The sequence below is a fragment of the Haloarcula sp. Atlit-47R genome (assembly GCF_003665985.1).
GTDB lineage: Archaea > Halobacteriota > Halobacteria > Halobacteriales > Haloarculaceae > Haloarcula > Haloarcula taiwanensis.
This window is the reverse complement of sequence record NZ_QPLQ01000002.1, coordinates 294,455-315,170: the sequence shown is the minus strand read 5'-3', so window position 1 is coordinate 315,170 and position 20,716 is coordinate 294,455. Positions and strand designations below refer to the sequence as shown.

Annotated in this window: 23 protein-coding genes; 10 read left to right on the top strand and 13 right to left on the bottom strand. The window is 64.5% G+C overall.

Going from position 1 to position 20,716, the window contains the following annotated elements:
• Positions 1-26: 26 nt before the first annotated feature.
• Positions 27-779 carry a hypothetical protein gene (locus tag DVK00_RS09240; protein ID WP_101349538.1) on the bottom strand — a complete coding sequence of 251 codons (753 nt, stop codon included), beginning with the start codon at positions 777-779 and terminating at the stop codon, positions 27-29.
• A gap of 100 nt (positions 780-879) precedes the next feature.
• On the opposite strand from DVK00_RS09240, the gene DVK00_RS09235 reads away from it, so the two are divergent.
• Positions 880-1,422: a hypothetical protein gene (locus DVK00_RS09235; RefSeq protein WP_101349539.1), complete on the top strand. Its 543-nt coding sequence runs from the start codon at positions 880-882 to the stop codon at positions 1,420-1,422.
• On the opposite strand, the gene DVK00_RS09230 is transcribed toward DVK00_RS09235, so the two are convergent.
• From DVK00_RS09230 to aroA, 4 genes are all read right to left on the bottom strand, one after another.
• Positions 1,423-2,049: a uracil-DNA glycosylase family protein gene (locus tag DVK00_RS09230; RefSeq protein ID WP_121577625.1), complete on the bottom strand. Its 627-nt coding sequence runs from the start codon at positions 2,047-2,049 to the stop codon at positions 1,423-1,425.
• Position 2,050: 1 nt separating this feature from the next.
• Positions 2,051-3,250 (bottom strand): chorismate synthase, encoded by a 1,200-nt coding sequence (gene aroC / locus DVK00_RS09225; protein ID WP_101349541.1) that lies wholly within the window; start codon positions 3,248-3,250, stop codon positions 2,051-2,053.
• Positions 3,251-3,298: 48 nt separating this feature from the next.
• Positions 3,299-3,694 (bottom strand): hypothetical protein, encoded by a 396-nt coding sequence (locus DVK00_RS09220; protein ID WP_101349542.1) that lies wholly within the window; start codon positions 3,692-3,694, stop codon positions 3,299-3,301.
• 102 nt (positions 3,695-3,796) lie between these two features.
• The gene (gene aroA / locus DVK00_RS09215; protein WP_121577624.1) at positions 3,797-5,086 is read right to left on the bottom strand and encodes a 3-phosphoshikimate 1-carboxyvinyltransferase; all 1,290 of its coding nucleotides are present in this window, start codon (positions 5,084-5,086) and stop codon (positions 3,797-3,799) included.
• Between the two features lie 95 nt (positions 5,087-5,181).
• Here aroA and DVK00_RS09210 point away from each other — a divergent pair, with 95 nt between their 5' ends.
• Together DVK00_RS09210 and DVK00_RS09205 are read left to right on the top strand one after the other, a co-directional pair.
• Entirely contained in the window at positions 5,182-5,889 is a 708-nt protein-coding gene (locus DVK00_RS09210) for an SDR family NAD(P)-dependent oxidoreductase (RefSeq protein ID WP_198560223.1), read from the top strand.
• A 45-nt stretch (positions 5,890-5,934) separates the two neighbouring features.
• On the top strand, positions 5,935-6,801 hold the full coding sequence (locus DVK00_RS09205; protein ID WP_121536567.1) for a ZIP family metal transporter: 867 nt from the start codon (positions 5,935-5,937) through the stop codon (positions 6,799-6,801).
• A gap of 9 nt (positions 6,802-6,810) precedes the next feature.
• Here DVK00_RS09205 and DVK00_RS09200 read toward each other — a convergent pair whose 3' ends face one another.
• Together DVK00_RS09200 and DVK00_RS09195 are read right to left on the bottom strand one after the other, a co-directional pair.
• Complete coding sequence (locus tag DVK00_RS09200; RefSeq protein WP_101349546.1) at positions 6,811-8,208, bottom strand: PAS domain S-box protein; 1,398 nt, start codon at positions 8,206-8,208, stop codon at positions 6,811-6,813.
• Between the two features lie 6 nt (positions 8,209-8,214).
• The gene (locus DVK00_RS09195) at positions 8,215-9,705 is read right to left on the bottom strand and encodes an ATPase domain-containing protein (RefSeq protein ID WP_121536569.1); all 1,491 of its coding nucleotides are present in this window, start codon (positions 9,703-9,705) and stop codon (positions 8,215-8,217) included.
• Positions 9,706-9,755: 50 nt separating this feature from the next.
• Between DVK00_RS09195 and DVK00_RS22255 the strand changes: the two genes are divergently transcribed.
• Positions 9,756-9,884 carry a hypothetical protein gene (locus tag DVK00_RS22255; protein ID WP_255410814.1) on the top strand — a complete coding sequence of 43 codons (129 nt, stop codon included), beginning with the start codon at positions 9,756-9,758 and terminating at the stop codon, positions 9,882-9,884.
• Between the two features lie 46 nt (positions 9,885-9,930).
• On the opposite strand, the gene DVK00_RS09190 is transcribed toward DVK00_RS22255, so the two are convergent.
• Positions 9,931-11,160, bottom strand: a complete 1,230-nt coding sequence (locus tag DVK00_RS09190; RefSeq protein ID WP_101349548.1) for a TIGR00300 family protein — start codon at positions 11,158-11,160, stop codon at positions 9,931-9,933.
• Positions 11,161-11,222: 62 nt separating this feature from the next.
• Positions 11,223-11,609, bottom strand: a complete 387-nt coding sequence (locus DVK00_RS09185) for a hypothetical protein (RefSeq protein WP_101349549.1) — start codon at positions 11,607-11,609, stop codon at positions 11,223-11,225.
• Positions 11,610-11,768: 159 nt separating this feature from the next.
• On the opposite strand from DVK00_RS09185, the gene DVK00_RS09180 reads away from it, so the two are divergent.
• Positions 11,769-13,418: a thiamine pyrophosphate-binding protein gene (locus DVK00_RS09180; RefSeq protein WP_121577623.1), complete on the top strand. Its 1,650-nt coding sequence runs from the start codon at positions 11,769-11,771 to the stop codon at positions 13,416-13,418.
• 34 nt (positions 13,419-13,452) lie between these two features.
• The gene (locus tag DVK00_RS09175) at positions 13,453-14,154 is read left to right on the top strand and encodes an SOS response-associated peptidase (protein ID WP_101349551.1); all 702 of its coding nucleotides are present in this window, start codon (positions 13,453-13,455) and stop codon (positions 14,152-14,154) included.
• An 8-nt stretch (positions 14,155-14,162) separates the two neighbouring features.
• On the opposite strand, the gene DVK00_RS22250 is transcribed toward DVK00_RS09175, so the two are convergent.
• Positions 14,163-14,288, bottom strand: coding sequence for a hypothetical protein (locus tag DVK00_RS22250; protein WP_255410214.1), 126 nt, complete (start codon positions 14,286-14,288; stop codon positions 14,163-14,165).
• A gap of 119 nt (positions 14,289-14,407) precedes the next feature.
• On the opposite strand from DVK00_RS22250, the gene cysK reads away from it, so the two are divergent.
• A complete protein-coding gene (cysK, locus tag DVK00_RS09170) occupies positions 14,408-15,337 on the top strand; it encodes a cysteine synthase A (protein ID WP_121577622.1) in 930 nt (309 codons plus the stop codon).
• 36 nt (positions 15,338-15,373) lie between these two features.
• Here the strand turns inward: cysK and DVK00_RS09165 are convergent, their stop codons facing one another.
• Positions 15,374-15,985, bottom strand: coding sequence for a translation initiation factor IF-2 subunit beta (locus DVK00_RS09165; protein WP_121577621.1), 612 nt, complete (start codon positions 15,983-15,985; stop codon positions 15,374-15,376).
• Positions 15,986-16,082: 97 nt separating this feature from the next.
• Between DVK00_RS09165 and DVK00_RS09160 the strand changes: the two genes are divergently transcribed.
• Together DVK00_RS09160 and DVK00_RS09155 are read left to right on the top strand one after the other, a co-directional pair.
• On the top strand, positions 16,083-16,460 hold the full coding sequence (locus DVK00_RS09160; RefSeq protein WP_121577620.1) for a helix-turn-helix transcriptional regulator: 378 nt from the start codon (positions 16,083-16,085) through the stop codon (positions 16,458-16,460).
• A gap of 9 nt (positions 16,461-16,469) precedes the next feature.
• Positions 16,470-17,186: a DICT sensory domain-containing protein gene (locus tag DVK00_RS09155; protein ID WP_121577619.1), complete on the top strand. Its 717-nt coding sequence runs from the start codon at positions 16,470-16,472 to the stop codon at positions 17,184-17,186.
• A 39-nt stretch (positions 17,187-17,225) separates the two neighbouring features.
• On the opposite strand, the gene DVK00_RS09150 is transcribed toward DVK00_RS09155, so the two are convergent.
• Complete coding sequence (locus tag DVK00_RS09150) at positions 17,226-18,404, bottom strand: CapA family protein (protein WP_232794522.1); 1,179 nt, start codon at positions 18,402-18,404, stop codon at positions 17,226-17,228.
• Positions 18,405-18,480: 76 nt separating this feature from the next.
• Here DVK00_RS09150 and DVK00_RS09145 point away from each other — a divergent pair, with 76 nt between their 5' ends.
• Complete coding sequence (locus DVK00_RS09145) at positions 18,481-18,852, top strand: hypothetical protein (RefSeq protein WP_101349556.1); 372 nt, start codon at positions 18,481-18,483, stop codon at positions 18,850-18,852.
• Between the two features lie 36 nt (positions 18,853-18,888).
• On the opposite strand, the gene DVK00_RS09140 is transcribed toward DVK00_RS09145, so the two are convergent.
• Entirely contained in the window at positions 18,889-20,712 is a 1,824-nt protein-coding gene (locus tag DVK00_RS09140) for an L-aspartate oxidase (protein ID WP_121577618.1), read from the bottom strand.
• Positions 20,713-20,716: the final 4 nt, after the last annotated feature.

Sequence of the window (20,716 nt, the reverse complement as noted above, 5' to 3'; positions counted from 1 at the left end):
GCAGTCAAGCATATTCGGTGGGCCTTCTAAGGCCTGTCGGTCTCTCGGACCACACTCGGCTCGTCATCGTCGTCGATAACGCGTATTCCGAGGTCGTCGAGAAATGCCATCGTCCGTTGCGGTACGACCCGACCAGCCCGGTTTCGGGCGCGTAGCAGCGGCACGATGGTCTTGAGATCGGCTCGTGTTTCGAGAGTGGGTGTCGATGGGAGAAAGTCTACATCGAGACCGGCGTCGGCAGCACGCTCACCGATAGTTTCGATTGCCGGGGTAGCGTAACTGTCCTCGAAATCTATCGGTTCGCCGAAGCCGGCGTAGTAAACGCGGCCGCTCGAAGCAGGGCCGAGAACCACGCCGCTGGACCGAAGTTTCATCGCCGCACTGTCGATAAGTTGGCGTGTCAACAGCGCCGCTGTCGGTTCGACGGCGGCGACAGTTGCGACGTCTTCCCGGTCAAGGAGGTGCGTCACTGTGTTCCCGACCCGACCCGCGAACGTCGAACCGACCTGTACCTCGAACCGAGCGTTGCCCGGTGATTCGAGCGCCTCCGTCACCGGCTCTCGCACCGCGGCCTCGGGGTCGACGCCGTCCGGGACCTGTTCCGAGGGTCGGTAGTTCACCAACAACTCGGCACCGCTGATCTCCACTGCACGACAGACGTCGAGCAACATGGCCTCGTATAGCTCAGCAGCCTCGGCGTCGTCTACAATGCCGCCAGCCAACTCCTGTAACACGAACCCTTCAACTGGCGGGTCAGCCAGCACAGTTACCGTAGTCATACTGTCTTCTCGGCCCGACTGTGATTAGTCCCTTGTGTTCCCGTGCAGCGACAGAACAATTATAAGATGTGAGTAGTATTTGATAACTAAGAGAAACTATATGGAGCAATCCCAGACCTACAAATGTGATGGATGTGGGTCGGAGTACCGTGTTCTTGGGGAGTCGCAACCGAAGATTGTGTGCCGCGACTGCGAACGCGAAGCCACGCTGTCCGGGACCGCAGCGGCACAGCGGGCGTACCATGTCGGCTACATCCGGTATCGTGAGGCGCGCCGCCAGCTATCCGACGCACTGGAGACCGTCGAAGACGGAGAGATGGCGCTCGCTCGGGGCGGGTTCGACAGTGCCGCAGCGGACTTCGAGGAAAGCGTCGAGGAGTTCACAACGGCTGTCCGTGAAGCAGACGATAACGGGCTGGCCGAGTTGTCGGAACGCGCGCGTAAGAAGGCGACCTGTCTCTGGCAGGCCGCCGAGTGGCTCAGCGGGATGACCTACGCCAGCGAACAGGGTGAGTCGACACAGGCGAGCCAGTACCGCCACGACGCCGAAAACCGGCTACAGGCAGCAACAGAGTACGGGACAGTGTCGAGCCCGGACGAGTTGCTTCAAGACGTTGACACCGAAGTCCGGTCTGACACCTGACTACCGCCCGCGTCGGCCTTTCGTCTGTCGGTAGTCCTGTCCGAGCGTCTCGCTGAAGTGGTCCAGAAATGCCGTCCGTTCCGCGTCGGTCTGTTCGGCGGGCGGGAGCATCGGCAGGATTTCGAACCCGCGACCGCGGATCGTCGTCGCATGCCGGTCTTCAATGTCGAGTTCGTCTTCACTCATCGTCGTGTACTCGAAGGCTAGCTCTTCGAGGGGTCGCTGCCCAACTGGCAGCAGAATCTCGGGGTTTATCATCCGTATCTCGCTGTTGAGATAGGGTTCGCAGTTGACGACCTCCTCGTCGGTTGCCGCTCTGTCTGGATGGCGACAGCGGGTCACGTACGTCAGGAACGTGTTCTCCAGCTGCGGCCTGTCGGCGTCCGGGTCCGAGCACATGTCGACCGCCGCGAGAATGTCGAGCAGTTCGCGCTCGCGCTCGTCGGTGAAGGGGATGCCAGACTCGTTCGTGCCGACCGAGGGCGAGTCACCGAGGACGATGAACTCGGCACCCACGTCGCCGTAGCCGTGGACGACGTTCTCGCGCGTCTCACAGAGTGCGGGGCAGTTCTGGCACTCCTCGTCCATCCCGAACGGGTTCGACTTGGACTCCTGATGTGCGTCCATGTTAGTCGTCGTCGATGGTTTTCGCGTGGGTGTCCGCGTCCTCGGGGTCGTTCTGCGGGCTGGACGGATGGTAGTCGGTGTCGTACTCGCCCGGCCGGTCGTCGAGTCGGTCGGGGTTGATGCGCCCGCCGAGCAGCATGAAGTCCAGTATCGTACAGGCGAGCATGGCCTCCACGACCGGGACCGCCCGCGGCGGCAGAACTGGGTCGTGGCGGCCCGTGACCGTTATCTCCTTTTCCTCGCCGGTCTCCCAGTCGACGGTCTTCTGGGTCTTCGGGAAGGAGACGGGCGCGTGCCAGGTGACCTCGCCGTAGATGGGGTCGCCCGTCGTGATACCGCCCTGGAGCCCGCCGTGGTCGTTGCCCACGGGGACCGGGTCGCCGTCGGCCGAGAACTCCCAGTCCTCGGTGTACTCCGACCCGGTGGCGGTGCGGGCCTCGCGGCCGATGCCGAGTTCGAAGTCGGTGACCGCCGGGATGGAGTACATCGCCTGGCCGAGCCGCGAGGGAATCGAGTCGAAGCGGGGCGCGCCCAGCCCGCGGGGGACGCCGCGACACTCGAAGTAGATGGCCCCGCCGATGGAGTCGCCCTCCTTCTGGTACTTGTCGGCCAGTTCCCGCATCTCCTCGGCGGCCTCGGGGTCGCCACAGCGGACCTCGTTTTCCTCGCTGTGTTCGAGCATCTCCTCGAAGGTCACGTCGTCGGCCTCTACGTCGCCGATCTGGCAGACGTGGGCCTTGATCGTCACGTCGTAGTCGGACTGTTCGAGCACCTGCTTTGCGACGCCACCGGCGGCGACCCAGTTGACCGTCTCGCGGGCCGAGGAGCGGCCGCCCCCGCCCCAGTTCCGGGTCCCGAACTTCGCGGAGTAGGTGTAGTCGCCATGTGAGGGCCGCGGAGCCGTGATGAACGGCTCGTACTTGCCCGAGCGGGCGTCCTTGTTCTGGATGACCATCCCGATTGGCGTGCCCGTGGTGTAGCCGTCCTGAATTCCGGACTGGATGCTCACCTTGTCGGGTTCTCCCCGCGAGGTGGTAATCATCGACTGGCCGGGCTTGCGCCGGTCGAGGTCCTTCTGTATCTCCTCCTCGGAGAGTTCGACGCCCGCCGGGATGCCGGAGACGGTACAGCCCATCGCATCCCCGTGAGACTCGCCGTAGGTCGTCATGCGGAACAGACGACCGAACTCGTTGCCGTTCATTACAGTGGTGTCGGGGTTCAGGGCATTTGAACCTTGTAGATGCGCCCCTCAGTCGTCGAGCCACCTGACGCGGTCGAGTAGCTGTATCGTCCCTGTCGGCTCGACCTGCTTTTCGAGGACCGAATCGAACACCTCGCCCGCGCCGTCTTCTCCGGTCTCCCAGGCGTACCGTACCAGCGACGTGTCGGGATATGTCGCCTGAACCTCGCGGGCGAATCCGTGCGCTGACGTGATGGTGCGCTTGCCACCGACGACGACGTACTCGAACTCGCTGTCGTCCAGCAGCGCCTTCGCCCGGTCGGTATCCGGCGTCGTCGCTAGTTCGATTCCCTCGCGTTCGGCGGCGATGTCGGCCTGCAGGTCGAGCAGCAACTGGTCGTCGTCGAGGTAGAGAACTCTCGTGGTGTCCGTGGGGGAGTGCGCACCGTCGTCTAATTCGTTCACAACGTTCGTTGTAAATATTCTTCGCGGGTGATAAGGGCACTTATCTGTTAGCTACCTACCAATTTTTTATGGCAAAACTCTGTGCGTCCTCAGCCCTGTGATTTACCGCCCGACGGCCGCGCCCAGCGATTCGAGCACGTCGAAGAAGTCCGGGAAGGACACGTCGACGTGTTCCGCGCCGGTCACCGTCGTCTCGCCGTCGGCGACGAGGCCGGCGACGGCGAGTGACATGATGATGCGGTGGTCCGCCCGGCCCTCGACGGTCGTGCCGACGAGGTCGCTGTCCCCGCCGTAGACGACCAGTTCGTCCTGTTTCTCCTCGACCTCGGCACCCATCTTCGTCAGTTCCTCGGCCATCGCGCTCACGCGGTCGGTCTCCTTGTACCGGACGTGCTCGGCGTCGGTAATCCGGGTGACGCCGTCGGCGGCGGCCCCCAGCGTCGCGATGGTCGGCAGGAGGTCCGGCGTGTTCTCGACGCCGACCTCGATGCCGGTCAGTTCGGACTGCGAGACGGCTATCTCGCCGTCGTCCTCGTCCCAGTCGAGGTCGGCCCCCATCCGGTCGAGGACCCCGATGATGGCCGAATCGCCCTGGGCGCTCGGGTAGGCCGACGTGACGCGCAGGCCGTCCTCGGCGGCGAGCGCGCCGGCCGCGAGCAGGTAGCTCATCGACGAGAAGTCGCCGGGGACGCTGTACTCGCCGCCGGTCGGCGCGTAGGACTGGCCGCCCTCGACGGTGAACCCGGCGTCGGTCTTCGCGGCGTCGACGCCGAAGTCGGCAAGCACCTCAAGCGTGATATCGACGTACGGCGACGACTTCAGCTCGGTCGTCAGGTCCACGTCGATGCCCTCCGGCGAAACGGCCCCGGCCATCAGCAGGGCCGTGATGTACTGGGAGGAGACGTCGCCAGGGATTTCGACCGCGCCGCCGTCGACGCCGCCCCCGACCACCAGCGGGGCCTGCCCGTTCCGGCGGGTCGACTCGGCGTCGCCGCCCAGCTGTTCGATGGCGTCGAGCAGCGGCCCCTGCGGGCGCGACCGGAGGGACTCGTCGCCGGTCAGCACTGTGAGATCGTCCTGCAGCGCAGCCGTCGCGGTGACGAGTCGCATCGTCGTCCCGCTGTTGGCACAGTCGATGACGTCGTCCGGGGTCTCCGGCCGGCCGTCGAAGCCCGTCACCTCGACCGACGATTCGTCTTCGGCCAGCGAGACGCTGCCCCCGTAGGCCTCGACTGCGCGCATCGTGGCTTTCGTGTCCGCGCTCACGAGCGGGTCGCGGACGACCGCGCCGCCGGCGTAGCCCGCGGCCAGCACCGCCCGGTGCGTGTAGCTCTTCGACGGCGGCGCTTGCGCCGTCCCCTCGACCGTCGACTCGGCAATGGTGATGTCCATGCCCGGTCGGTAGCGGGCGTTCGACAAGAGACTACCGCTCCCACCCAACCGAGGGTGAGAGCAACGACCTTGTGGCTGGCAGCGGTACCCCCGCTATGGTCCCAGCGATGGACAGCGCAACCGCTGTCGTCACGGGTGCGAGTAGAGGCATCGGCGAGCAGATAGCCCACGCGGTAGCGGATGCGGGCGCACAGACGGTCATCTGCGCTCGTGACGCCGAGGCGCTCGACGCGGTCGCAACCGACATCCGGGACGCTGGCGGCTCCGTGACTGCGATTCGGACGGACGTGCGCGACGAGTACGACGTGGAACGGCTGTTCGAAACTGCCACGCGCGCCGGCAACGGTGCAATACAGTACGTCGTCGCCAACGCCGGCGTCTACCACGGCACCGCCGGCGAGACACCGCTTACCGAGGAGTCCTACGCCGCCTTCGACGACCACCTCCGGACGAACGCCCGCGGCGTGTTCTCGACGATTCGCGAAGCCGTTCCGCACCTCGGTCCCGACGCCCGCATTGTCGTCCCCACGGGCGTCGTCGCCCGCGAGGGGATGCCCGGGTACGGCTCCTACGCCGTTTCGAAGGCTGCTGCGGAGGCTGTCGCCCGCGGGTTCGCGGCTGACCTCGATACGCCGGTCGGTGCAGTCGACCCCGGACAGGTCGCGACGGACCTCTCCGGTGACGGCGGTCGTGACCCGGAGTCAGTCGCCGAAATGGTTCTCTGGGCACTCCGCGAAGCGGACCCGACCGCGCTGGACTCCAGTGTCCTTGACTGGGGCGACTATCGGTCAGCGACCCGATAACCGCCATCGATGGGTTTATTAGCAATAGGCCGGTGATTGTAGATAATGTCTATTAACTCAAACCCGATTTTTAATAACACTGGCAGTGTGTCCGCGACTGGCCTCGCGAGCGTCGTCGGCCTGCTGATCCTGTCGGCTGTCGCAGTCACTGGCGGAGCGAGCAAAGTACTCGTTATCTCCTGGGTTGCGTTCGTTGCAATGGCATTGGGCGCGTGGCTCGGTGCGCGGGCCGACGAAACGAATCCCTACCGACTGGTCTGGGGCTACGGGCTCGCGAGCGGGGCAATGGTCACGTCGGCAGCCATGTTCCTGGTCCCGCAGGCGATGGGGCTTGGCGGGCAAGCCGGTGCTGCGCGAATCGGCGGCGTCGGTATCGCCGCCGGACTGGTCGTCGGCTACGGCACCCACACCATCGGTCACCGGCTCACCCACGTCGAAACGTCCTTCGATATGACGACACTGGCTATCGCGGCCCACGCGCTTTCGGCCGGGCTGGTCATCGGGCTGGTCTACGCCTCAATGCCGGAGCTGGGTATCCTGCTCGGGCTTGCTATCGTCTCGCACAAAGGGCCGGCCGGCTACGCCGCCGCCCGGCGACTCGGACGTAGCGACAAGTCCGCCACGGCACTGTTGCTTCCCGCGGCCGGCGTCGGTCTGACGGCGATCCCGTCCGCGCTGCTTCCGGTTCCGGAGTCTGCGCTCCTCAACGCAGTCATCTTCGGGTTCGCCGCCGGCATCTTCCTCCACGTCGCGATGGATTTCCTTCCGAACTGCGAAGCCGGCAGCGAAATTGACGAAGTCTGTGAACTCCACGACCACTCCCACGACCTCCTCGACGAACTCCGGACGCACGCTGTCGGCTCAACGGCGGTCGGGGCTGCTATCATTGTGCTGGCATGGGTCGCTATCTGACGCCCGCGGTCACCGAACGGGGATAGTCACGGCGATTCTGGTCCCGTCACCATCGGTCTGGATGTCGATATCGCCACCGACGTAGCTGATAAGCCAGTACGCGAACCACAGTCCGAGCCCGGACCCGTGTTCGAGCGGCTTTTCGTCTGCGGCTTCGATGACCCGCCGCTCTTGATCTGGGATCCCCGGTCCGTTGTCCGCAATTGTCACCGTTGCTGTCGAGCCGTTGCGCTCCGTCCGGACGTCGACCCGCGGTGCCGAGGCGTCCGAGTGCTTGATACCGTTCTCGATGAGTTCCTGCAACGCCGGGACGACCTTTGCGTCTATCGTCGGCGGCTCGGAGCCGCTTTCGACGACGAACTCGGCGTCGGGGTACGCTGCGGCCAGCCCGTCCGTGATGTCACTGAGCACGTCTTCGAGTTCCCGTTCGACATCGTTGGTCAGCGAGTCCGCGAGCAGTTCCTGAACATGGTGGGCTTTCTCGCTGATATCGAGCAGGGACTGTACGTTCGCTTTGATCGTCTCAAGATGGCCAAGAGCGTCGTCGTCCTCGACTAACTCTGACAGGATATCTGCGCGCCCGCTGATCGTCGTGCCGTTGTTCCGGAGATTGTGCCTGAGAATCCGATGAAAGACGGTGAGTTGTTGCTCGCGCAGCCGACGACCAGTGATTTCGTCCTGCATCCCGACAAATCCCTGAATCGTTCCATCCGCATCCTGAATCGGGGCGATGGTCTGGTTGATGATGAACCGCTCGCCGGACTTTCGCTCGTTTACGATCTCGCTCGTCCAGACCTCGCCGCGACAGATCGTGTCCCAGAGCCGTTCGTAGAACTGTTCGCCCTGTTCGCCGGATTTGAGTATCCGCGGCGTTCGGCCGATTGCCTCGTCCGCGCTAAACCCGGTGAGTTCCTCGAACGCGGGATTAACGTACTCGATAATACCGTTCGTGTTCGTTATCAGAATCGCGTGGCCCGCGTGTTCGACGGCGTTTCTGAACCGCCGGAGTTCGTTGTTCTGCTCTCTGAGGTCCTCGACGAGGTCCTCAGTGCGACGCCGGCGCGCGAGGAGGTTCACGATGGTTCGAAAGAGCGCCTGCGTGTCAATCGGTGCTGTCACGATGTCGTTCACGACGAGTGGCTGCTCGGCAGCGTCGATGTCTGGGAGGTCAACCCTTGCTCGGGACCTCTCGCGGCGGACCAGAATCACGGGACAGAACACCGGATCTGCCCGGTGTTTGTACGCCTCTATCGCCGCTCTGTACTTTGGAAACGATGACTCGTCGACAATGTGGAGGTCGGCCTCCTGGAATTCGTCGTCCGTGAGCGGCGTGTGGTGTTCGGCGACGACGGAGGCGAGTGCCTCCCGATTGCCGTCGCCAGCTAGTAGTAACTGGATGTCAGCCATCAGTAGTTAGCGAGTGGGCGAGCGTCCGTCGCTGTCTCCGTGCTGTTCAGGAACGCCCTCGAACACGCCGTGCATCCCTGAGACGGGGTCACCGACCTGCAGGCCGTCGGCGGTTATCTCGAAGCGGCGCGGGACCGCCTCGAACCCGCCGACGCGCTTTTTCAGCGCGCCGACGACGCGCTGGAGTTCGCCCTCGACCTCGATGTAGTTCTCAAAGAGGATGTTGTCAGCGAGGTAGCTGACGTTCTCGCTCGTCGGTTCGCGCAGGCCCGTCACATCCCTGCGCTGGTCGATCAGAATTACTGCGGTGTTCCTGCGCGTGAGATGCTGTGTCAGGGCGTGGAGCCGCCGGCGCAGTTCCACGTCGTCATGTCCGTGCTTGATCGCGTTCTTGTAGCCCGCGATGCCGTCGATTACGACGAGTTCGGCTCCACGCTCCTCGGCCTGGGTCTTGACGCGGTTGGCGAACTCCTCGGGTGACAGCGCCAGCGACTCGACCTCCTCGACGAGCAGTGTTCCCTCCTCACGCAATCGCGAGAGCGGCATCCCGAACGTCTCACAGCGGTGCGTGAACGTGTCGATTGATTCGTCGAACAGGTAAGCGAGCGCCGGGGACCCGTCCGCCGCTGCGGAGGCGAGGAACTCCGTCGCCGTCGTCGACTTGCCGACGCCGGAGGGGCCGCTGAGAATCGTCACCGTCCCGCGTTCGAGTCCGCCGTCGAGCAGCGAGTCCAGTTCCGGTATCCCGGCGGAAAACTGCGTTGGGTCGAACGACCGCGTCCGCTGTTCCGGTTCGAGCGCCGGGTAGACCTCGACGCCGGACTCGCGGATTTCCATCCCGTGTGAGCCGTCCTGCTGGCCGATACCGCGATGTTTTCGCAGTCGAATCCGCCGCCCTGCCTTCTCGTCGCCGTAGCTGAGCGAAATGATGCCGTCGCTGAGTGACCTGAGCTGGCTGTCCATCTGATTGCTTGGCGTCTTGGTCGCCAGCACGGTCGTCTCCCTGTCCTGCAGAAAGCGTGCGAAGGAGATGACGCGCTTGCGGAACTGGTACTCGGTCGGTTCGAGGTACTGGAAGTGCGTTATCGGGTCGATGAGAACGCGGTCCGGGTCGACCGTCTCGATGGCCTCGCGGATGTCGGAAATCAGGTGGCCGTCTTCGACATCCCGCGGCTTGACCACGTCGTACGACTCGGCCTCCTCGAAGAACTCCGAGTCGGGGCCGACGTCGAGAAACGTCGCCTCGCTGATGTCGATGCCGAGTTCGGCGGTGTTGGCAAGCAGGTCCGTGGCCGACTCCTCGGCGTGGATGAACAGCACGTCGTCGCCGGCCTCAAGCCCTGCTTCGAGAAACTGCGTGCCCAGCAGTGTTTTACCGGTTCCGGGCGGCCCGATAACGAGATAGAGTCGCCCTTCGACCAGTCCACCCCTGAGAAGCGAATCAAGGCCAGAGATACCGCTAGAAAGCTGCGTGAACTGCCGCTCGAAAGAGGACATAGAAGGAGTATCGGACGGGGAGTAATAAGCATCTCGCGAGAAACCGACGCGTGATAACGGCGGACGCCGCGGCTACGTTAGTCCTCGCCGAGCAACTGCTCGGCCAGAATCGGGACGAACGTCCGCAATCCACCTTTTTCGGCGTCGGGTCGCGCCCGCCGGCCGCGACCGCTCCTTGAAAAACGTGGGCGAAAAAGTCGACCACTCGCTCTGCTCGTGGTCGCGCTACTCCTCGTCGAGCAACTGCTCGGCCAGAATCGGGACGAACGTACCGATGTCCGTCACCATCCCGACGGCCTGCGCGGACCCGCGGTCGAGGAGTTGCGTGACCGTCGCGGGGTTGATGTCGACGCAGACGACCCGCGTCGTCGACGGGAGGCAGTTCCCGACGGCGACGGAGTGCAACAGCGTCGAGAGCATCAGCACCATGTCGGCCTCGTGGGCCTGCTCGCGGATGGCGTTCTGGGCCTCGACGGCGTCGGTGATGGTGTCGGGCAGCGGGCCGTCGTCGCGGATGGACCCGGCCAGCACGAACGGGCGGTCGTTGTCGACGCACTCGTACATGACGCCGGACTCGATGGTCCCCGACTCGACGGCCGCCTCGATGCCGCCCTCGCGGATGACCTCGCTGATGGTGTAGATGTGGTGCTTGTGGCCGTGGCGGGGGTGGTCCAAGCTCTCGGTGTCCATCCCGAGCGACGTGCCGTAGATGTCTCGTTCGATGTCGTGGACGGCGAAGCCGTTGCCGGCAGACAGCATGTCGACGTAGCCCTCGCGGACGAGCCGCGCGAGGTCCTCTCGCGCGCCGGAGTGGATGAGCGCCGGGCCACAGACGGCAAGCACTTTGCCGCCCTCCTTTTTCGTCTCGCGGATGGCGTTGGCTATCTTTCGGATCGTCGACTCCGAGGGCCGCTCGGACGAAACCCCGCCCTGCATAAAGCCGAACGCGCCACCGGCGTCACGGGGCCGCTCCGGCGGCTGGACCTTGATGCCGGTTTCGTCGGTGACGACCAGATCGCCCTCTTCGATAGCGTTGAGGACCTTGGTGTAGGCCCGAGTGGAGTCGCCGTCCTCGACAACGACGGCGCAGTCCATCTCCATGTCCTCGACTTCGACCCACTCGCCGTCGTGACGGATGTATGTGGGGTGGTTCGTCGTCGAGTAGAAGCCATGCGGGACGACCTGGTCGTCGGGCGCGGGGACGAGCGTGGCGTCTTTCGGGTCCGAGGGGTTGACGCCGTGCTGGTGGAGTTCGTGGACAATCGACTGGAGCTGGTCTTCGTCGTCGGCCTCGACGAGCATCCGGGCGTATGACTCCTCGTCTTTGTGACGGCCGATATCGAACTCCTGAACGGAGAAAGAGCCGCCCAGGTCCATGATGATGCCGAAACAGGACTGCATCATCCCGGAGTCGATGATGTGGCCCTCTAGCTCGACTTCGCGAGAGACGGTCATGGCGAACACATGGAGGCAGGTGTGTAAGACGGTTTTGGGTCTGCACTCTCTCGGCCGTCCGGCTACTGCCCGTCGACGTGTCGCTGCACCGTCCACGACCCCTCTGTGCAGGTTTCACACAGGCGCTCGAAGAAGCGCTGTAGCCCGGCAGACTCCGTGGTGGGCAGGACGTGCAGTCGCACCGTCCCGTCTCGGACTGCGACGCGGAACACATCGGTCGTCTCCTCGTCGCGGACCAGCCACAGCGGCATCGGCAGGTCGTGGAAATCACCGAAGCGGTAGGGCCCAGCCTCAAGCATATTGGCGACCGTCTCGGCGAGGGCTGGCGTTGCCCGCTCCTGTTCCGGGATGAGTCGGAACTCCGTCCCGCCCTCGTATTCGACCCCGTTCCCGTGTGGAAAGCGCCGCTGTGGGTGTGCGGGGATGCTGAACGAGGGGTCCGTGGTCATCTGTCACGTAATTGGGCGCTGTCGGATTTAAATTCGCGGGCCGTGCAGCCCTCGGTTGTCTCTGCCCGCCTCGTGGCTGTGGTACCCCCACGCGGTCTAGCATGGCCGGCGGCGAACTAAAGTCATGAGCGTGACTTGACGTACGCGTGAGGAATCAGTATGCGCGTTAGTCTGGCGGTGGTAGACCGTCTCGTCGCGAACGGTATCGATACCGTCTTTGGAATCCCCGGAAAGCAGTCCCTCCCGCTGAACGAAGCCATCGGCAAGCGAGACGATATCCGCTTTGTCGTGGCACGACACGAAACTGCGGTCTCACACCAGGCCTGGGGCTATGCAGAGACGAGCGGAGAGATAGCGAGTACTGTCGTCGTCCCCGGCCCCGGCGATATGAACGCGATGAACGGCCTGAAAAACGCGCTGAACGACTGCACGCCACTGGTGCATTTCGCTATCGAAACCGAGCCGACGCTCCGGGGCGGTGATGCGATTCACGAAACCCCACCGGACACCTACGACAACGTCGTTAAAGAGAACATACTGCTGAAAAACCCCGAAACGACAGCGGCGACGATTGACCGGGCGGTGCAGGTCGCTCAAACACCCCCAAAGGGGCCAGTCAGGGTCGGAATCCCCAAGAATTATCTGCAGATGGACGTGCCGCTCGCTGGTGCAGGCACACCTTCGGCTCCGTCCGCAAGCACCGTTCCGGAACAGGAAGTTTCGACAGCCGCCGAGCACCTGCTCGCGGCCGAGCGGCCGCTTATTCTGGCCGGCGGCGGTGTGCGAGTGGCGGACGGCTCGTCGGCGCTCCGAAGCCTCGCCGAGCGGCTTGCTGCACCCGTCGTGACGACGTACAAGGGTAAAGGCGTGCTCCCCGAGGACCACACCCTCAGCGCCGGCGTGTTGGCCGGAAGCGCGAGCCCAGAGCTACTGGACTGCCTCGCCGACGCCGATGCCGTGCTCGCCGTCGGATCCGACCTTGACGCACACGGGACACGCGGGTGGTCCGTCGAACTGCCTGAGACGCTCGTTCACGTCACCATGGACGCTGACGACCTCGGAACGGGCTATAATCCGACCGTCGGTATCCTCGCGGATGCCGCAGAGACGATGGCGGCGATTGAGGACAAAATTGCGGCGGCTGACACCGCTCCCGCCTCGAAGGCGGACGGCACTGAACGCGCACAGGCTGTCCGTGCTGCCACTGCACGTCGAATCGACCCACTCGTGGATTCGGAACCGCCGTTGACCTCCGTCCACGTGTTGCAAATCCTTCGAGACGCACTTCCTTCTGATGCTATCACGGCCGTCGATGCCGGGGGGTTCCGCGTCTGGGCGCTGAATACGTTTGAGGCGCACGGGCCACGCAGCTACGTCAACCCCGGGTCGTGGGCGACGATGGGGACGGGACTGCCGTCGGCGATTGGAGCACAGCTAGCGAACCCGGACACGCCCGTCGTTGCGCTGACTGGTGATGGCGGTCTCATGATGTGCGTACACGAACTCCATACTGCGGTCGCAGAGGACCTCCCGATCACCGTCGTCGTCCTCAACAACGACGATTACGCGATTATCAGCGAGGAGGCCGGGCGCAGCTACGACCTCGACCAGCAGGCATACGGATGGGACACGACGCCGATTGACTTCGGAACTGTCGCTGCCGGAATGGGGATGGAAGCCATGCAGGCCGACACGCCGTCCGAAATCCACACGGCGGTTCGCGAAGCGGTGCAGACGGACGCGCCGACGCTCGTCGAGGTCAGGACCGACCCGACGGAGCCACAGGCGAGCGAGTGGATGAGCGAGTAGTGGATTTATCCAGTGGGAACGCCAAAAGCAGGTCATGTGTGGCCGCTACAGTTTGTTCTCTCCCCGCGAGGAAATTGAGACGCGGTTCGACGCCGAGTTTTCCTTCGACTACGAGCCGCGATACAACGCCGCTCCGAGTCAGGACCTGCCAGTCATCACCGGCGAGTCGCCCAGCACCATCCAGCGGCTAGAGTGGGGACTGATTCCGAACTGGGCAGACAGCCGAACGGACCATGGACACATCAACGCCCGCGCCGAGACCCTGTCGAAAAAACGCTCGTTCGCTGAGGCCTACGAGTCCCGGCGCTGTCTGGTTCCCGCTGATGGATTCTACGAGTGGGTCGAGACGAGCGACGGCAAGCAACCGTATCGCGTGGCGCTGCCGGACGACGACCTGTTCGCGATGGCGGGGCTGTACGAGCGGTGGGAGCCGCCACAGCGCCAGGCCGGACTAGGTGAGTTTGGTGCAAGCGGCGACGATTCGGGCGGCGAAGACGATCTCGTCGAGTCGTTCACGATAGTGACAACCGAGCCAAACGAGGCCGTCGCTGACCTCCATCACCGGATGGCCGTCATCCTCGACCCCGATGAGGAGTCGACGTGGCTCCGGGGTAGCGCCGGTGACGTATCGGCACTGCTTGACCCGTACGACGCCCCCATGCAGACCTATCCGGTTTCGTCAGCGGTCAACAGTCCGGCCAACGACTCGCCGGAACTCATCGAACCGGCCGGGTGATGACGGCGTTACTCGCTTGGCGTGTTCTGGCGCTTGAACTGGTGCAGCATTTTCCAGAGCGTCTCTTCGTCGACCTGATTTTCCGCGGCGGATAGCTGTCGGTACAGGCCTTCTGAGACGGTAATCTCGGGCATTACTGGACACATCGGACGGGGCCGACATAAGCTTCTGGAGACTCGGAATCGAGTGAATGTCTTCAACCCACAGTATTCTGGGTACTCCGTTACGGGGGCCACTGGCCTTCTCCCGATGTATGCAGTCGTACGCCCAGCGAGATGACGACGGCACTGTCGCGGCCAGCGTGACCGACCTTATCGGCGATACGCCGCTGGTCTGTCTCGACGGCTTCGCAGACAACCTACTCGGGAAGGTCGAAGCGGCAAACCCCTACTCGGTGAAGGACCGCATCGCGCTGTACATGGTCGAGGCGGCCGCGGAGTCCGGGGCTCTCGCCGACGACGGGACGGTCGTCGAGGCGACCAGCGGTAACACTGGTATCGGACTGGCCGCTGTCTGCGCTGCACGGGGGTACGACTGCGTGCTGACGATGCCAGAGTCGATGAGCGAGGAGCGCCGGCAGTTGCTGTCGGGGCTGGGCGCAGACCTCGAACTCACGCCGGCCGACGACGGAATGAGCGGCGCTATCGAGCGGGCGAACGAACTCGCAGACGCCCCTGGCACCGTCCGCGCCCGGCAGTTTGAGAACGAGGCGAACCCGCGCGCCCACCGCGAGACGACGGGGCCGGAGATCTGGTCGGATACGGGCGGTGACGTGGACGCCGTCGTCGCCGGTGTCGGGACCGGCGGGACGATCACCGGCATCTCGGAGTACATCGAGGAGGAGGTCGGTACGGACCTCACCTCGGTCGCCGTCGAGCCGGAACAGTCGCAACTGCTCTCGGCAGATGACCCGGACAGCCACGACATCCAGGGCATCGGGCCCGGGTTTGTTCCGGACGTTCTCCGGCATGACCTCATCGACGAGGTGCGGACCGCGAGCAAGGCGGCCTCCACCGACGCGGCCCGACGACTCGCCAGTGAAGAGGGCATCATGGTCGGTATCTCATCGGGCGCAGCGCTACACGCGGCCGCGGAGTACGCCACCGAGAATCCCGACGAGACGGTGGTCGTCGTTCTGCCGGACACCGGCGAACGATACCTTTCAACGGGTCTCTGGGACTAAGCGAGAAACGTAGCTCCGCCGCGGGGAAAACAGCCGTTATGCGACCCGGCCGAACGCCAGCGTGCCGCTGATGCTCTCGATGTAGGCGTCGACGACCTGCCCTTCTCGCGCTCCGGAGACGAAGATGGTGTACTTCCCTTTCTCGGCGACGCCGTCGCCCTCGCGGCCCGTGCCGGTAATCTTGACCTCGTAGGTCTCGCCCTCTTCGAGCGTGGGTCGGTCCTGCTGGGTGTTCGAACTCGCGCCCTTGGCGACCGGGCGGAACGCACCACAGGCCTGACAGCGCAGCATGTCGACGCCGTCCTCGTTCTTGAGGACGGTGTCGGGCAGGCCACACTCGGAACAGGTGACGTATTCGGCGACGTACGCGTCGATAGCGGCCTCGAAATCAGCGGTGTCGAACGACCCGTTGTAGCGGGCTTCGCCGCCGTCGAACTGGCCGTTGGTCCCGAACTCGCGCTGGATGGCTCGGTGGAGGTGCTGGGCGTCCCGCGAGACGGCGTCAGCGACTGCCTCCAAGTTTGTCAGGCGTGTGAACGCACCGTCAGTTTGGCCTTCGGGGTCCGGAATCGAGAGCCGTTCACCGGCTTCCCGGGGCTGGTCTGGTAGCACGTCATACGCACGCTGTAGGGCGGACTCGTAGTTCATACGTTTTAGACGGCACTGACACGTAAATGGATTCCGTCACATCTGCGATTACCCAGCGGCCAATGACGTTAATACTGAGAGTGGATAATTGTTTGACATGGATCAGCACGAACAGCCTGCGGAGACGCCGGGACTCACGTCCGAGCGACTCGATACGCTATTACGGGCGCTGGCAGCCGAGCCCCGGCGGATGATATACACTTACCTCACCGAACACGACTCGGCCTCGCTCGCGGAACTCACTGATGTGTTCATAGGCTGGACGAAAGCGCGTGGGCGAGCCACCGACGCCTGCAACTGGGACGATACCCGCACGTCGCTCCACCACCGCCACCTCTCGGTTCTCGATGACGCTGGCATTGTTAGCTACGATGCTGACCAGCAGACCGCGACGCTGGTGTCGCTGCCGCCCTCAGCGACCGAGGTTCTTGCAACGATAATCGATCTGGATGGTGGGACAGACCGCGGAGACTGACGAGAGGCGATGACAGTCAGCACGCTTCTTCGACGGTTCGAGCGCTCGGACGTAGCGGTGACTGTGTATGGCCCGTCCGAAGCGACCGCTGTGGTTGAGCGTCTCGAAAGCCAGGGTCTCACCGCCACTTGGCGGAGGCTCCTGACCGGCCAGCAAGATGCGTTTGCCGTCATCCGTCGGGACGGCGTGTTCGCCGAGGCAATCCCCCTCACCGCGCTGCAGGCATTTCTGTGCAAGCTGACGGTCCGCTCCGGCGATAGCGGACCGCCTGACAGTGACCCGGGCCGACAGCTGCTCTACTCGGCGCTTGCGAACACGCTCCTGTCATCGCTCACGCCGGCACAGTTGCTTGAAACGTCCCACGAGTTCGAGGACAGAGCCTACCGTGTCGGGGAAGGTACCCTTCGAGTGAGCTTCCAGTCGCTGTCGATCTTCCGCTCTCAGCGCGCCCGGTATGAGACGCTCGCCAGCGACACGACCCTCGATATCCACGTCTACGGACAGGACGACTGGGAGCCGCCGAGTTGCGGCATTACCTTCCATCCGCTCACAGGCACCGCCCTCGAACAGGTGTGGTTGCTGGCATTCGACGCTGCCGGTGACAACCAGAACAAGTGTGCGCTTGTCGCCGAAGAAACGGATGATGGCCCGTTCCGGGGCCTCTGGACGTACAGCCCACGGCTCGTCGACGAAATAATGGCCGCGGTTGTGGCTGTTGATAGGTAGCAGCCGAACCCGCACCAAGTCGGAAACACACAACAGATGTTATGCCGGACACGACAGCGGAATCCGGAGTCTACGGCCGGCACGGTCGATACGGTCGATAGCTGTTCCGAAGGGCCGAGAGCGCTCTCGTACTGTCTCACGAAGCCACGCCGCTACCGCGCTGTCGGCGCGTCTGACCTGCGTGTACGCGTTCTCGACCGGCGTGAGTTCGAGCGCGGCCAGCTGCCCGGCCTCGATGTGCAGTTCGAACAGGAAGCTCCGGTCGTTGCGATAGCCGTCCTTGACCGCGTAGTCGTCGACGAAGTTGCCGGTGTCGTACATGATGGGGCGACCGCGATACACCTCGATCCCCTGAATAACGTGGGCGCTGTGGCCGTGGACCACGTCGGCCCCGTTGTCAATCAGCCAGCGGGCGAACGCCTGCTGTGTTTCGGCTGGCTCTGTCACCCAGTTTGGTCCCCAGTGGGTAGTGGCGACGAGCAGGTCCGGGTCGGCGTCGCGAGCCGCCGCCAGCGCGCTCCCGACGCGGCGGCGAGTCAGCGGGTGGCTCGGGTCAAGCGGTGCGTAGGCCGTGCCGGGGCTGTCCCGTCCGGCGGCGTAGCTGGGCGACTGGTCAGTGACGGCCACGACGGCGACAGAGAGACCGCCGATTTCGACGGTTGCTGGCTCGAATGCCGTCTTTCTACCGGCCCCAGCCCCGGCTGAGGCGATGCCAGCGTCGGCGAGGTGGGTCGGCGTGTCCACGAGCGCTGCCGGGCCGAAATCGAGCAGGTGGTTGTTCGCCAGTCCGACACACGAGACGCCGACGCGGTCTAGCGCGGGTACGGCCCATCCCGGGCTCGCTCGGAAGTGGAACCTACGGCCGGGCCGCGGTTCGCCACGGTCCGAGAGACAGCATTCGAGGTTCGCCACCAGCCCATCGAGCGACTGGAGCCGGTCGAGCATCGACCCCCAGACGGCGGTCGGTCCGTCGGGGGCATCGCGCCAGCGTTCGTCGACGCTCCGGCCCAGCATGACATCGCCGACGAAGCCGATGCGCAGCGACGCGTCGGTCGGGACTGAGGGCGGACACGACACGTCCGCGTCGCCGGCACCCAGACAGCCTGAAACGGCGGTGAGACTCCCGAGTGCGGGACCACCGCTGGCGAGGACGGTCCGGCGAGTCGGTGCCACAGTGAATAGAGCGTCGGCGGGGACCGTCTTGAATCTCGGTGACATAAAAAGCCACCTGGAGTGTGCCGTGTCGGGACACACTCCAGCTGATTACTTTCAGTTACCGACACTCTGTTAACGTATGTCAAGCGATACTGCACGCGACCACGACAAGGACGAGGAGTGTACGACCACGGAGTCGTTTGCCGATCACGGCCTCAAGGACGGCAGCGTCCTCATCAGCCGGACGTACAACCGAATCGCGGCGGACGGCGAACCCACGTTCGAACCGACCCCGGAGTTCTTCGACACGCTGGAGGCGGCGTTCATTTGGGCCTACATCGGTACGATTGACGAACCCGGAGTTCCGCCGCACGTCGACGCGGCCATCGAAGACGCGCGCGAGTTCACGCGTCAAGAGTTCGCGGACGACCCTGACGCGGACCTTAGAACAGACGTGATTCCGACGTTCTACCAGCAGGTCGCCGGCTTCCACTGCGCCTACCGGGATTAACAAAACAATCGCGAACAGACTGCGTAACGGACCGGCCTATTCGAGGTGGTGGTAGTCGAGTTCGTAGCCGACATCGACTGCCTCGCTGACTTCGTCGCTCGGCTCGCCGACGCCGCGAGTCGTCAGTTCGAGCCCGGTGTCGCCGCGGTTCACGAGGATGTTTCTCCGCCAGTCGGGGTCCACGTCGGAGGCGTCGGTGCGGTAGTGTGCGCCGCGTGACTCGTCGCGCTCGCGCGCGCTCAACAGCAACGCCTCAGCGACCGTGAGGCTGAACGAAAGGTCGACAGCGAGTTCGAACGACAGGCTGGTTCGGTCGCCGTCGACGCCGATGTCCCCCGTCCGCTCGCGCAGGTCCCGAAGTTTCTCCAGCCCGGCCGACAGCGAGTCCTCGGTGCGGAGGATGCCGGCATGCTCCCACAGCAAGTCGCCGAGGTCCGCGAGGAGTTGTTCGGGAGTCTCATCGCCGTCCGAGGCTGCCAGTTCCCGCAGCGACCGGAACTCGCGCTCGGCGACGGCACGCTGTCCGTCCGGCAGGGCGTCGTCGCGGTCGTCATCTGTTACCTGCGCCGCGACGTGGTCGCCGACGAGCGCTCCGATGGCGACCGTCTCCGCAAGTGAGTTCCCGCCGAGGCGGTTCGCACCGTGAACGCCTGCGACTGTCTCACCGACAGCGTAGAGTCCACCAACGCCGGTTTCCCCGGTCTCGAAGTCGATATCGACGCCACCCATCGAATAGTGGGCTGTTGGCGCGACTTCCATTGGCTTCTCTGTGATGTCGACGCCGAGGTCCATGAACCGCTCGTACATCCGCGGGAGCCGCGATTTGATGTACTCGTCGTCACGATGGGAGATATCCAGATAGACGCCGCCGTTCTCCGTTCCACGGCCTTCGCGGAGTTCCTGTGCGATGGCGCGGGCCACCACGTCCCGCGCGTCGAGTTCCATCTGGTCCGGGGAGTACTCCTCCATGAACCGCTCGCCCTTGGCGTTGAGCAACCGACCGCCCTCGCCGCGGACCGCTTCGGTGACGAGTCGGCCGTCCCAGTCCTCGCCGTAGCGGTCGCCGACCATCCCCGTCGGGTGGAACTGGACGAACTCCATGTCCATCAGCGACGCACCGGCGTCGAGCGCCAGCGCCGGGCCGTCGCCGTTGTTCTCCTCGTCGCGCGAGGAGTGGCGGTTGTACAGTGCGGAGGAGCCACCCGCCGCCAGGACGACGTGGTTCGATTCGAAGAGAATGAACTCGCCGCTCTCCATGTCGTAGCCGGCCGCGCCGTAGACGCGGTCGCCGTCCGAGAGCAGGCGCGTAACCATCACGTTGTCGCGGTAGGGAATTTCGAGCGACTGGGCCCTGTCGACGAGCGTGTCCAGCATCGCCTCGCCCGTGCGGTCGCCGACGAAGCAGGTCCGGCGGAACGACTGCGCGCCGAAGTACCGCTGATTTATCTTGCCGTCTTCGGTGCGGTCGAACGGCATCCCCCAGTCGTCGAGTTCCCGGATGCGGTCGGGCATGTGCTTGGCGGTTAGCTCGACCGCTTTCGGATCGTTGATGAAATGCCCTTCGTCCAGCGTATCCGCCGCATGGATGGTCCAGTCGTCTTCGGGGTCCAGCGACCCCAGCGAGGCGTTGATACCGCCGGCCGCCCACGTCGTGTGGGCGTCGCCGTGGTCCCGCTTGCCGATGACCAGCGGCTCGACACCGTTCTCGGCAAGTCCGATGGCAACCCGCGCCCCGGCAGCGCCAGCGCCGATGACCAGCACTGGAACCGACACCGTCTCGTAGTCGACTGCCGGGCCTGCGTCGCTCGCCCGACCGTCGGCAGCCTGCTCGCCGTCAGCGGATGGCTTCTGTGGTGACATCATG

Coding starts and splice junctions, on each gene's coding strand:
- DVK00_RS09210 (WP_198560223.1), top strand. CDS start 5,182: ATGGTCCCAGCGATGGACAGCGCAACCGCTGTCGTCACGGGTGCGAGT.
- DVK00_RS09195 (WP_121536569.1), bottom strand. CDS start 9,705: ATGTCCTCTTTCGAGCGGCAGTTCACGCAGCTTTCTAGCGGTATCTCT.
- DVK00_RS09200 (WP_101349546.1), bottom strand. CDS start 8,208: ATGGCTGACATCCAGTTACTACTAGCTGGCGACGGCAATCGGGAGGCA.
- cysK (WP_121577622.1), top strand. CDS start 14,408: ATGCAGTCGTACGCCCAGCGAGATGACGACGGCACTGTCGCGGCCAGC.
- DVK00_RS09190 (WP_101349548.1), bottom strand. CDS start 11,160: ATGACCGTCTCTCGCGAAGTCGAGCTAGAGGGCCACATCATCGACTCC.
- DVK00_RS09205 (WP_121536567.1), top strand. CDS start 5,935: ATGTCTATTAACTCAAACCCGATTTTTAATAACACTGGCAGTGTGTCC.
- DVK00_RS09180 (WP_121577623.1), top strand. CDS start 11,769: ATGCGCGTTAGTCTGGCGGTGGTAGACCGTCTCGTCGCGAACGGTATC.
- DVK00_RS09160 (WP_121577620.1), top strand. CDS start 16,083: ATGGATCAGCACGAACAGCCTGCGGAGACGCCGGGACTCACGTCCGAG.
- DVK00_RS09185 (WP_101349549.1), bottom strand. CDS start 11,609: ATGACCACGGACCCCTCGTTCAGCATCCCCGCACACCCACAGCGGCGC.
- aroC (WP_101349541.1), bottom strand. CDS start 3,250: ATGAACGGCAACGAGTTCGGTCGTCTGTTCCGCATGACGACCTACGGC.
- aroA (WP_121577624.1), bottom strand. CDS start 5,086: ATGGACATCACCATTGCCGAGTCGACGGTCGAGGGGACGGCGCAAGCG.
- DVK00_RS09140 (WP_121577618.1), bottom strand. CDS start 20,712: ATGTCACCACAGAAGCCATCCGCTGACGGCGAGCAGGCTGCCGACGGT.
- DVK00_RS09150 (WP_232794522.1), bottom strand. CDS start 18,404: ATGTCACCGAGATTCAAGACGGTCCCCGCCGACGCTCTATTCACTGTG.
- DVK00_RS09230 (WP_121577625.1), bottom strand. CDS start 2,049: ATGGACGCACATCAGGAGTCCAAGTCGAACCCGTTCGGGATGGACGAG.
- DVK00_RS09175 (WP_101349551.1), top strand. CDS start 13,453: ATGTGTGGCCGCTACAGTTTGTTCTCTCCCCGCGAGGAAATTGAGACG.
- DVK00_RS09240 (WP_101349538.1), bottom strand. CDS start 779: ATGACTACGGTAACTGTGCTGGCTGACCCGCCAGTTGAAGGGTTCGTG.
- DVK00_RS09155 (WP_121577619.1), top strand. CDS start 16,470: ATGACAGTCAGCACGCTTCTTCGACGGTTCGAGCGCTCGGACGTAGCG.
- DVK00_RS09165 (WP_121577621.1), bottom strand. CDS start 15,985: ATGAACTACGAGTCCGCCCTACAGCGTGCGTATGACGTGCTACCAGAC.
- DVK00_RS09235 (WP_101349539.1), top strand. CDS start 880: ATGGAGCAATCCCAGACCTACAAATGTGATGGATGTGGGTCGGAGTAC.
- DVK00_RS09145 (WP_101349556.1), top strand. CDS start 18,481: ATGTCAAGCGATACTGCACGCGACCACGACAAGGACGAGGAGTGTACG.
- DVK00_RS22250 (WP_255410214.1), bottom strand. CDS start 14,288: ATGCCCGAGATTACCGTCTCAGAAGGCCTGTACCGACAGCTATCCGCC.